General features: G+C 63.9%; 1 protein-coding gene. It reads right to left on the reverse strand.

Translation table 11 applies throughout. The features are described from left to right. Positions 1-13: 13 nt before the first annotated feature. Positions 14-12,904, reverse strand: coding sequence for a non-ribosomal peptide synthetase (locus HBO41_RS00825; protein ID WP_169984802.1), 12,891 nt, complete (start codon positions 12,902-12,904; stop codon positions 14-16). Between the last annotated feature and the right edge of the window lie 41 nt (positions 12,905-12,945).

Genomic DNA, 12,945 nt, shown 5'->3' on the forward strand with positions numbered 1-12,945 from the left:
TGGGAACGATCAGTTACAAACCCTCCAGCTCCGCCATCAGATCACTCAACCGATCGACCTTCTCTGCACTGATCTCATTGGCCTCCAGGCCGTCGATATACTCGGCCAACTCCGCCACCGTGCTGCATTCGAACATCGCCCGCAGCGGCACATCCCGTTGCAGGGTTTTCTGCACCCGCGAAGCAATCTGCGTGGCCAGCAATGAATGCCCCCCCAGCTCGAAGAAGTTGTCCTGCACGCCTACCCTTTCGACCTTCAACACCTCAGCCCAAATCGCTGCCAGGGTAGCTTCCAGTTCGTTGCGTGGCGCCAGGTAATCCTGACTGTGCAACTGGCCAATCTCCAGGGCCGGCAGAGCGTTGCGGTCCAGCTTGCCGTTGGCGTTCAGCGGCAGGCGGTCAAGCCATAACCAGTGCAGCGGCACCATGTATTCCGGCAGCTCCGCGCGCAGGCGTTGCTTGATGCGGTCCAGGCGCTCGCCTGGATTCAGCGCTGCATCCGTCGCCACCAGGTAACCCACCAAATGCTTGCCGTTGACGCCTTCCTGCACACCCACCGCCGCATCCCGCACATCCGGCTGCTCATGCAGGCGCGCTTCGATTTCACCCAGTTCGATGCGGTAACCGCGAATCTTCACCTGATGGTCGATACGCCCGACATATTCCAGCACACCATCACTGCGCCGACGCGCCAGGTCGCCGGTGCGGTATAGCCGCTCGCCCGGCGCGCCGAACGGGTTCGGCACAAACACCTGGGCGGTGCGCAATGGGTCGCTGACATAACCACGCCCTACGCCCCTGCCTGCCACACACAACTCGCCCACCGCACCTTGCGGCACCAGCGCCAGCGCACCATCAAGCAGGTACAAGCGGTTGTTGTCGGTTGGCGTGCCAATCGGCAGGTACGTGCCACGGGTCGACGCCAGGTCAACGCGGAAGAACGCCACATCATCCGAGCACTCCGCCGGGCCATAAGCGTTGACCAAGCCGATCTCGGGGTAACGCAGCAACCACTGGTGCGCCAGCTCCGGCGGCATGGCTTCACCCGTCGGCAGCATCCAGCGCAAGTCGTCCAGGCTCATGCGTTCTTGAGCGAGCATGCCCTGGATCAGCGACGGCACGCTCTCCAGCACGGTAATACCTTGGGCCTGCACGTGCGCCAACAAACCCTGCGGGTCATGGGCGATGGTGTTCGGCACAATATCCACCCGCGCGCCAAACAGCGGCGCGGTGAGGAACTGCCACACAGAAATATCGAAGCTCTGCGAAGCGGTCTGCGCGATCACATCTGTCTCGCTCAGTTGCAGATACGGCACCTTGCTCAACTGGTTATTGAGCATGCCGCGCTGTTCCACCATCACACCTTTGGGCAAACCCGTGGAGCCGGAGGTGTAGATCACATAGGCGAGGTTATCCGGCGCGCTGTAGATGCCGGGGTTTTCGCCACGGCCGGGCACTTCTTCCCATACCAGCAACTGGCAGTCGGTGCCGTCCAGCAATTCAATCGCCTGCTCGCGGCACGCCTCGGTGCACACCAGCAACGGTGTGCGGCTCAGGTCGATGATGCGGTTCAGCCGCTGGCTTGGCAGGCCTGGGTCCAGCGGCAGGTAACCGGCACCAGCCTTGAAGCTGCCGATGATCATGCCGAGCAAATCCAGGTTACGCTCGGCCAGCAGCGCCACCGGCTGATCCAGCCCGACACCAGCCTCGATCAGCGCGTAGCCCAAGCCGTTGCTGCGACGGTTCAATTCATCGTAGGTCCATTGCTGGTCGAGGCAACTGGCAGCGATGCGCTGCGGATGTTGTGCCACCTGCACTTCGAACAACTCGACATAGCTGCGTTCCAGCGGGTAGTCATGCTCGCTCTGGTTACAGCCGTCGACCAGGAACGCCCGCTCCTGCTCGCCGATCAGCGGCAAGTCCGCCATGTCGCCATGGAAGCCCTGCACCAACGCCAGCAGCAGGCGCTTGAACTCGCCCAGCATGCCTTGCACGGTGGTTTCATCGAAATAACGCTGGTCGTAGGACAGGTGCAAGCCGAGGTCATCGCCCGGATAACACACGGCCGTCAGCGGGAAGTTGGTGTGGGTGCGGCCGGAGTCCGAGGTGGCATTCAGGCTTTGCGCACGGTCCAGCACCGAGACTTCCACCGGTGCGTTTTCAAACACGAACAGGCTGTCGAACAGCGGTTGGCCTTTAGGCAATTCGCTGTGTTCCTGGATAGTCACCAGCGGCAGGTATTCGTATTCGCGCAGTTGCATATTGCTGTCGAGCAAGCCGCTCAGCCACTGACGCACACCGCAAGTCTGGTCGTCTTCCGGCAGTTTCACCCGCAGCGCGATGCTGTTGATGAACAGGCCGACAGTGCGTTGCATCTCGGGCATCTCCACCGGCCGCCCGGCGACGGTGACGCCAAACAGCACATCACGATCACCGCTCAAACGCCGCAGCACCAAGGCCCACGCCGCTTGAGCGAAGGTGTTGACGGTGAGTTGATGGGCCTGGGCCAATTCGCGCAATTGCGCACCGTCGCGGGCATCCAGGCGGGTGTAGCAATCGCCTACCACCATGCCGCCGCTGTGGCCTGCGTGTTCGCGCAGGAACGGCCGGTCGCTCGGGATCGGCGTGGTGCGCTCGAACCCTTGCAGGTTCTGTTGCCACCACTGGCGCGCTTCATTGAGGTTCTGGCGTTGCAGCCAGGCGATGTAATCGCGGTAGCGCGGCGGCGTGGCCAATTGTGTATCGCGGCCCTCGCCCAAGGCCATGTAGATGTCGAAGAAATCATTCATCAGCAACGAGCGGCACCAGGCATCGATCAGGATGTGGTGGTTGCTCATCATGAACCAGTAGCGCGCCTCGCCCACGCGGATCAGCCGCAGGTGGAACGGCGCCTGGTTGAGCAGATCAAAACCGGCCTCGCGCTCGGCCTTGAGCAAGGCTTGCAGGCGCGGCTCCTGCTCGGATTCGGGGTCATGGCTCCAATCCAGATACTCAATCGGCGTGCTGCCCGGCTTGTGGATCACCTGCAGCATGTCCTCGCCGACGTTCCAGCAGAACGACGCACGCAAGGCTTCATGCCGGGCGATCACCGCCTGCCAGGCCTGGGCGAAACGCTCGGGGTCGAGGGCGCTGTTGATGCGGTAGCGGTCCTGCATGTAGTAGAGGCCGGTGCCCGGCTCCAGCAAGGTGTGCAGCAGCAGGCCTTCCTGCATTGGCGTCAGCGGGTAGACGTCTTCGATGACGTTGGCCGGCACCGGCAGGCTGTCGAGCTGCGATTGAGTCAGGTGCGCCAACGGGAAGTCAGACGGCGTAAGGCCACCCGCCTCGTCGTTGAGGCAATGCGCGATCAGGCTTTGCAGCTCGCTCAAGTACCCATCCGCCAGTTCACGGATGGTCTGTGGGTCATGGCGCTCACGGCTGAAGGTCCAGCGCAGCAGCAACTCACCGCCGTACACCTGGCTGTCGACACTCAGCTCGTTGGGCAGCGGCGCATCCGGGTCGTGGGCCAGGCCCGCCGATTCATCCAGCGGGTGGAACAGTGCATCGGCGCCGAAGCTCTGGTCGAACTGGCCGAGGTAGTTGAAGGTGATCTGCGCCGTTGGCAATGCGGCCATGGCCTGCTTGCACTGATCGTCCGCCAGGTAACGCAGCACGCCATAACCCAGGCCTTTGTGCGGCACGCCGCGCAGTTGTTCCTTGATGGCCTTGATCGAGTCGCCCTGCCCGGCTTGCGGTGTCAGGCGCAACGGGTAAGCACTGGTGAACCAGCCGACGCTGCGGGTCAGGTCGATTTCATCGAACAGGGTTTCACGGCCATGGCCTTCCAGTTGGATCAAGGTCGAGGCGTGCCCCGTCCAGCGGCACAGCACGCGGGCCAAGGCGGTCAGCAGCAGGTCGTTGACTTGGGTGCGATACGCGCTCGGCGCCTGTTGCAGCAACTGCCGCGTGTGTTCGACACCCAGGCGCACGCTGACGGTTTCAGCCTCGCGGTTGCGCAGTGAACCCTGTGGACGCTCCACCGGCAACGCCACTGCCGGACCGGCCAGTTGCTCTTGCCACAGGCTCAATTCTTCGCGCAGGGACTCGCTACCGGCATAAGCGCGCAAGCGCGCAGCCCAATCGCGCAATGCGCTGGTCTTGGCCGGCAGGCTGACGGACTGGCCGTCGCTCAACTGGCGGTAAACCGTTTGCAGGTCCTCCAGCACTACGCGCCACGACACGCCGTCTACCACCAGGTGATGAATCACGATCAGCAGGCGTTGCTGGCCTTGCGGGCCGTCCACCAGCAAGGCGCGCAACAGCGGGCCATGCTCAAGGTCGAGGCTGCGTTGGGTGTCAGTGAACAGCTCAGTGCAGGCCTGCATATCGCGCACTTGCGCCTGCATCAGCACACCGCCTTGGGGCACGGCCAGGTGCTCGGCATGCCAGTGTGCGTCGCGCGTGGAGAAGCTCAGGCGCAAGGCGTCGTGATGCTCCAGCACCGCCAGCAGTGCTTGCTCCAGGCGATGGGGCTCCAGCAATTGCAGCGGCTTGAGCAGCAATGCCTGGTTCCAGTGCTGACGGTTGGAGATCTCGGTATCAAAGAACCAATGCTGGATCGGCGTCAGGCCCGAGCTGCCGGTGAGCAGCCCCTGCTCGGCTGTCACTTGCTCGGAGCGCGTAGCCACAGCGGCCAGGGTTTGCACGGTCTGGTGCTGGAACAAATCCCGTGGGCTGAAATGAATCCCGGCCTGCCGCGCACGGCTGACCACCTGGATCGACAGGATCGAGTCACCGCCCAATTCAAAGAAGTTATCGTCCAGGCCGACTTGCTGCACGTTCAACACCGCGCACCAAATGGCCGCCAGGTTTTGCTCCAGCTCATTGCGTGGCGCCACATAGGTTTGGCGATTGGCCGCAGGATCCGGCTGCGGCAAGGCGCGGCGGTCGAGCTTGCCGTTGGCGGTCAGCGGCATGCTGTCGAGCACGATCAGGTGCGCGGGCACCATGTAGTCCGGCAGTTGCGCCTTGAGGTGCGCCTTGAGTGCATCACGCAAGGCGGCAGGGTCGGCGTCGCTGACCAGATACGCCGCCAGCTGTTTACCACTGGGTGAATCCAGCGCCAGCACCACTGCTTCGCGCACGGCTGCGTGCTCCAGCAAGCGCGTTTCGATTTCACCCAGCTCGATGCGGAAACCGCGAATCTTCACTTGATGGTCGATACGGCCCAGGTACTCCACCAACCCATCGGCGCGTTGGCGCACCAGGTCGCCGGTGCGGTACAAACGGCCGCCATCGGCAGCAAACGGATCGGCGACAAACCGCTCGGCCGTCATGCCAGGACGTTCGTGATAACCCTGGGCCAGACCGGCCCCGCCGACATACAGCTCACCGGTCGCGCCTTGGGGCACCAGCGCCAGGTCGGCGTCGAGAATATAGGCCACGCGAGCGCCGATGATGCTGCCGATCGGCACGCTGGCGGCGCCTTCTTCCAACACGTGCGGCGCCAGGCTGGCCAGCGGCATCACCACGGTTTCGGTCGGGCCATAGGCGTTGAAAAATAGCTCGGGCTGGAACACCGCACGAATCCGCTGCAAGTGTTCGCCGGTCAGCGCCTCGCCGCCGGTGATGCACATGCGCACCGGCAAAGTCTGTTGCCGGGTCGCCAGCCATTGCGCCAATTGGCTGCCGTAGCTTGGCGTGAAGCCGAGGATATTGATGCCATGGGCACGGATCAGTGCGCAGATTTCTTCGGCATCCCATTGGCCTTGGGCGCGCAACACCACCTGCGCACCGCTGAGCAGCGGCACCAGTAGACGCTCGGTGGCGGCGTCGAAGTTGATGGAGTAGAAGTGCAGCTCGCAATCATCCGCGCGCATGCCAAAGCGCTCGATCACCGCCTGGCAATGCATGGCGATTTCACCGTGGGACACCACCACGCCCTTCGGCTTGCCCGTGGAGCCGGAGGTGTAGATCAGGTACGCCTGATGTTGCGGCAGGCTGATAAAGGGCGGCTCGGCGGCAGGGTAATTGGCCAACACCGGCAAGTCATCTTCCAGGCACCAGCACGCGACCGTCGCCGGCAATTCGCCAAGGGCTTCGAACATCGCCGCATCACTGAGCAGCAGGCCGATGCCACTGTCTTCGATCATGTAGTGCAGGCGGTCGAGCGGGTATTCCGGGTCCAGCGGCACATAAGCGCCGCCAGCCTTGAGGATCGCCAGCAGGCCGATGACCATTTCCAGCGAGCGCGGCAGCGCCAGGCCGACCCGCACCTGCGGGCCAACGCCGCGCTCACGCAGCATCCAGGCCAGGCGGTTGGCGCGCTCATCCAGTTCGCGATAACTGAGCGTGACCCCGGCAAAGGTCAACGCCGCTGCATCGGGGCGGGCCAATGCTTGTTGGCTGAACAGCGGGTGAATGCACTGATCCAGGCGGTGTTCACCCGCCTCGATACCCAGGCTGCTCTGCAAGGCGCGCTGCTCAGTGGCCGTCAGCAAGGGCAACTCGCTCAGACGCTGTTGCGGGTTGGCGATCAACGCTTCCAACAGGTTTTGCCAATGTGCGGCCATCCGCGCAATACGCGGCTCGTCGAACAGATCGGTGCTGTAGGTCAGGCAGCAACCCAGCCGATGGTCGAGGTCGGTGACTTCCAGGTTGAGATCGAACTTGGTCGCCCGCGCATCGTTGACCAGGTATTCGACGGTCATGCCCGCCAGTTGGCGGCTCTGCTGGAATTCCCAGCGCTGCACGTTGCACATCACCTGGAACAGCGGGTTATATGCCGCGCTGCGCGATGGTTGCAGGGCTTCCACCAGATGATCGAATGGCAGGTCCTGGTGAGACTGGCCTTCGATCACGGTATGGCGCACCTGCTCTAACAACTCGGCCACATTCATCTGCCCATTGAGCTGGCAACGCAGCACCTGGGTGTTGAGGAATGCGCCGATCAGCCCTTCGCTTTCCGGGCGAATGCGGTTGGCCACCGGCGCGCCGATGCGCAGGTCGGTCTGGCCGCTGTAGCGGTAGAGCAGCACCGCCAGGGTGGCGGTCATGGTCATGAACAACGTCAGGCCACGTTCGGCGTTAAAGGCGCGCACGCGAGCGGCCAAGTCATCGCTCAGATCAAAACGGTACAACTCGCCCTGATGGCTTTGCACCGGTGGCCGTGGGCGGTCGGCGGGCAGTTCGAGCAAAGGATGCTCATGGCCCAGTTGCGCAGTCCAGTAGTCCAGTTGGCGTTGGCGCTCGCCAGCCTCCAGCCACTGGCGCTGCCACACGCTGTAGTCGAGGTATTGCACCGCCAGCGGCGCCAGCGGCGAGTCGCGTTCGTCGATAAACGCCTCGTACAGCGCGCCGAGCTCACGGGCGAAGATGTCCATGGCCCAGCCTTCGGTGACGATATGGTGCAGGGTCAGCACGAAGTAGTGCTCTTGCTCGCCGGCCTTGACCACGCAGGCCCGCAACAGCGGCCCGGTTTCCAGGTTGAACGGCGTGTGAGCTTCCTGATCGGCGAAATCTTGCAGGCGCTGCTGACGCTCGGTTTCATTGAGCGCCGAGAAATCCTGCCAGCCCATGCGCATACCGGTTTGCGGTGAGACCTTTTGGTACGCCACGCCATCGACGCTCGGGAAGGTGGTGCGCAGGGTTTCGTGACGCATGATCAAGGCTTGCAACGCCGCCTCAAAACGCCCCACATCCAGCACGCCGCGCAGACGCGCCATGCCGCCGACGTTGTAGGCCGGGCTGTCGGGCTCCATCTGCCAGAGGAACCACATGCGCTGCTGGGAATAAGACAGCGGCACCGGCGCGCTGCGGTCGACCCGGGCGATAGCGGTTTGCTGATTGCGTTGGCCCGAAGCCTGGATCGCGCCCACTTGCTCGGCAAACGCACCCAGCTCGCTGGCTTCGAACAAGCTGCGCAACGGCAACTCGACGTCGCAGGCCTGGCGGGTGCGGGAGATGATTTGCGTGGCCAGCAACGAGTGGCCGCCGAGGGCAAAAAAGTCGTCGCGCAGGCCGATACGTGGCAAGCCCAGCACTTCGCGCCAGATCGCGGCAATCTGCTGCTGCAGCGGCGTTGCAGGCTCAATGTGTTCACGGGTTTGCCACACCGGTTCGGGCAAGGCGCGGCGGTCGAGTTTACCGCTGGGGCTCAGGGGCATGGCGTCCAGACGCATCAGCAAGGCGGGCACCATGTACTCCGGCAGCTCAGAGGCCAAGGCGGTTTTTACCTCCTGCTCGGTAAGCTTCGCAGGCGCGGTGTAGTAGCCGATCAGTTGTGCATCACGCACCAGCACCACGGCTTGGGCGATGCCGTCCAGCGCCAGCATCCGTGCTTCGATTTCTTCAGGCTCCACACGGAACCCACGCAGTTTGACCTGTTGATCAAGGCGGCCCAGGTATTCGAGCACGCCATCTGCGCTCCAACGCACACGGTCACCGGTGCGGTACAGGCGTGTGCCGGGTGCGCCCAACGGGTCAGCCACAAAACGCTCGGCGGTCAGCCCGGCGCGGCCAAGATAACCGCGCGCCAGGCCGATGCCGCCGATGCACAGTTCGCCCGGCACACCGGCCGGTAATGGGTTGAGTTGCTCATCCAGCACGCGGCAGATCACATTGCCCAGCGGCCGGCCGATGGGCGAGCGTTCGCCATCCGCAACCTGGCAATGCCAGTGGGTCACGTTGATCGCGGTTTCAGTCGGGCCATACCGGTTGTGCAGTTGCACCGCCGGCAGCTGCGCCAATACGCGGTTACGCAGCTCGGCAGGCAAGGCTTCACCGCCGGAGAACAGACGCCGCAGGCTGGTGCATTCAGTCACCAACGGCTCATCGATAAACAGCTGCAGCAGCGGCGGCACAAAGTGCAGCGTGGTCACGCCGTGTTCCTGTACCAGCTGCGCAATGCGGTGCGGATCGCGATGTTCGCCAGGGCCGGCCAGCACCAGGCGGCAGCCGCTGATCAGTGGCCAGAAGCACTCCCACACCGACACGTCGAAACTGATCGGCGCCTTTTGCATCAGCACATCGGTGTCGTTGAGTTGATAGGTGGCCTGCATCCACTGCAAGCGCTCGGCCAGGGCCGCATGGGTATTGCCCACACCTTTGGGCTGGCCGGTGGAGCCGGAGGTGTAGATGACGTAGGCGAGGTTGTCGCCATTCAAGTGCAGGCCCGGCGCCTGGGTCGGCCAGCTGTCCAGGTGCAAGCTGTCCATGGCGATCACGCACACGCCTTCGGTGGCCGGCAGCAGTTCAAGCAGTGAGGTTTGGCTCAGCAGCAGGTGCACGCCGCTGTCCTTGAGCATGTAGGCCAGGCGGTCGGCGGGGTAATCCGGATCGAGCGGCACATAGGCGCCACCGGCCTTGATGATTGCCAGCAGACCGATCAGCAATTGCGGCGAACGCTCGGCGGCGATGGCCACGCACACATCCGGGCCGACGCCCTTGTCACGCAGGTAGTGGGCCAGGCGGTTGGCCTGGGTGTGCAGTTGGGCGAAGGTCAGGCTGCTGCCTTGCCAGACCAGTGCGGTGTGGTCCGAGGTGTGCTGGCTGAGCAGCTCGGGCAGCCACTGCCGGGCCGGGGCACACGGGGCTTCGCTCCATGGCTGCTGCTCGTCTGTGTGCATCAGCTTGAGGTCGCCGATGGCTTGCTCCGGCTGCTCGCACACCGCGTGCAGCAGGCTGATGAAGTGCTCGGCGAGGCGCTGGATGGTCGCGCTGTCGAACAGCTCATCGGCGTAGTCGAACGCCAGGCTCAAACGCCCGTTGCGGTCTTCTTCAGTGTGCAGTTGCAGGTCGAACTTGGCTTCGCGACTGTGCCATGGCAGCTCATCCGCAAGCATGCCCGGCAAGCGGCGCAAGGCGCTCAAGTCGCGCTGCTGGTGGTTGAACATAACCTGGAACAGGCCTTGTTCGCGGGCCTGGGGGAAGGCTTCCAGCAGTTGTTCGAAGGGCAGGTCCTGGTGAGCCTGGGCGCCCAGCGCAGCCTGGCGCGTGGCAGCCAACAGCTGATTGAATGGCAGGCGCCCGTCCAGCTCAACGCGCAACACCAAGGTGTTGATGAAGAAGCCAATCAGGCCTTGGGTTTCCTGGCGTGGGCGATTGGCGTTGGGCACGCCGATACGGATATCGCGCTGGCCGCTGTAGCGGTAGAGCAGGCTCTGGAACGCCGCCAGCAACAGCATGAACGGTGTGGACTCATGGGCTTGAGCGGCCTGGCGAATGGCTTCGCTGAGCGCTGCGTTCAAGCGCACGCTATGGCGCGAGGCACTGTGGGTGTGCTGCGCAGAGCGTGGATGGTCGGTGGCCAGGCTCAGGGCCGGGTGCTCATCACCCAGTTGCGCCTGCCAATAGGCCAATTGCCGCTGGCCTTCCCCTTCGGCCAGCCATTGACGCTGCCAACTGCCGTAGTCGGCGTATTGCAGGGCCAGTGGCGGCAGTTCCAGGGGTTGGCCTTGGGTTGCGGCGGCATACAGACGCGAGAATTCGTCGATCAGAATGTTCAGCGACCAACCGTCGGCGATGATGTGATGCAAGGTCACCAGCAGTTGGTGATCTTCATCGTCCAGGCGCACCAGCGTCACCCACAGCAACGGGCCTTTTTCCAGGTCGAACCGGGTGCGCGCTTCGTCTTCGCGGATCTGCTGCGCGCGGGCTTCGCGTTCGGCGCTTGGCAGGTCGCTGAGGTCGATCACTTGCAGCTCGAAACCGGTGTTGGCCTCGACGCGCTGGAAGGCTTGGCCATCGCGTTCATAGAAGCGCGTGCGCAGGGCTTCGTGGCGCTGGATCAACTGCTGGAAGCTCGTGCGCACGGCATCTTCGTCCAGCTCGCCGCGCAACCGCAGGGCGCCGGGGATGGTGTAGGCGCTGCTGTGCGGGTCCAGTTGCCAGGTGATCCACAGGCGGTTCTGTGCCAGGGATTGCGGCAAGTCTGCCTGGCGTGACAAGGCCTGGATCGCGCCTTGGGCAACGCCGCCGTCTTGCTGCAATTGCGCCACATTGGCGGCGAACGCCGAAAGCGTCGGCGCCTCGAACAGCAGGCGCAGGTTCAGCTCCAGGCCCAGGCTTTCACGCAGGCGCGCGACCACCTGGGTGGCGGTGATGGAGTTGCCGCCGAGCAGGAAGAAGTGGTCATCGGCCGCCACGGTTGCGACCTGCAACTGCTCGCACCAGATCGCTGCAATCTGCTTTTGCAGCTCGGATTCAAGCAGCGCGTCACTGGCCTGGGCTTGCAGATTCGGGAACTGCGCATAGCTGTCGAGGCTGCCATCGGCATGACGAAGCGCGCAGGCCGAACGCTGCACCTTGCCGCTGGAGGTCTTGGGCAAGGCGCCGGGGTTGAGCAGTACCACCACGCTCGGGGCTTCTTGATAGGCCTCGGCCACCGCCTGGCGAATCGCCTTGATCAAGGCCTCCGGCGGCAGGATTTTCTGCACGCTGCGGCTGATTTCTGCGGCGATGCCGATGCCTTCCAGACCTTGGTGATTCACGGCAAACGCCGCTACCCGACCCTTGCGCACCACTTCGACTTCGCGCTCGACGGTCTGCTCGATGTCCTGCGGATACAGGTTGTGGCCGCGCACGATCAGCAGGTCTTTGAGGCGACCGGTGATGTACACCTCGCCGTCGCGGATAAAGCCCAGGTCGCCGGTGCGCAGCCAGGTGCGCCCCGCGTGTTGTACAAAGGTTTTGGCGCTGGCCTCGGGGTTGCGCCAGTAGCCGTGGGCGATGCTGGGGCCGGCGGCCCAGAGTTCGCCGACACGGTTGTCGGGCAATTCGGTGAGGGTGTGCGGATCGGCGATCAGCACCGCGTGTTCCGGCTGGCTCGTGCCGCAACTCATGATCGCGCTGCCCTGCCCCGGTTCAGCGCGGTTGGCGGCCAGCGCCTGCTCATCCACACGCAACGCGGGGATGCCTTGACCACGGGTGCCACCGGCGACAAACAACGTCGCCTCGGCCAGCCCGTAGGAGGCGAAGAAATTATTCGAGGTGAAACCACAAACGGCAAACTTCTCGGCGAAACGTTCCAGGGTGTCGAGGCGGATCGGCTCGGAGCCCGAATACGCCACGCGCCATTTGCTCAAATCCAGGCGTTCCAGCGCGGTTTCACTGACCCGCTCACTGCACAGCCGATAGGCGAAATCCGGCCCGCCGCTGATGGTGCCACCGTATTCGCTGATCGCTTCCAGCCAGCGCAATGGGCGGCCGAGGAAGTACGCCGGCGACATCAACACACAGGGCACGCCACTGAAGATCGGTTGCAGCAAGCCGCCGATCAGGCCCATGTCGTGGTACAGCGGCAGCCAGCTGACGATCACATCATCCGGGTGCAGATCAATGCCGAAGCCGCGACGGATCAGCACTTCGTTGGCCACCAGGTTGCCGTGGCTGACTTGCACGCCTTTAGGCAGTGCGGTGGAGCCGGAGGTGTATTGCAGGAAGGCGATGTCGTCCGCTTGCAGCGCGGGCTCGACCCAATTGCCGGCGGTCTGCAGGGTATCGACGCTCAATACCGGCGGCGCGTTCTCGATCTGCGCCAGGCCGTCGGCGAGGCTGGCGATGGTCAGCAGCAGGCGCGGCTCGGCATCGCTGATGATCGACAGCAGCCGCTCCTGATGATGGCGCTTGGTCGACTCCGGCGGATAGGCCGGCACGGCGATGACCCCGGCGTACAGGCAACCAAAGAACGCCGCGACGTAATCCGGGCCGCTGGGGAACAACAGCACCGCACGGTCGCCCAATGCCGCATTGGCCTGCAAGGCGGCGGCGATGGTGCGGGCGCGCTGGTCTAGGTCGCGGTAACTGAGCACAACGCTGTCGGCGGCGGATTCGGCAAGGAAGCGCAGGGCCACCTGGTCCGGGGTCTGCGCGGCGCGGTGTTGAAGGGACTGGACCAGGGTGCGGGGAAGTTCGAAGGCGTCCATCATGGGGTTCCTGCCTGAAATCGGCTTACGGGAAAATCGGGAAT

The organism is Pseudomonas sp. WS 5146, from assembly GCF_012985495.1.
GTDB classification, from domain to species: domain Bacteria; phylum Pseudomonadota; class Gammaproteobacteria; order Pseudomonadales; family Pseudomonadaceae; genus Aquipseudomonas; species Aquipseudomonas edaphica.

Coding starts and splice junctions, on each gene's coding strand:
- HBO41_RS00825 (WP_169984802.1), bottom strand. CDS start 12,904: ATGATGGACGCCTTCGAACTTCCCCGCACCCTGGTCCAGTCCCTTCAA.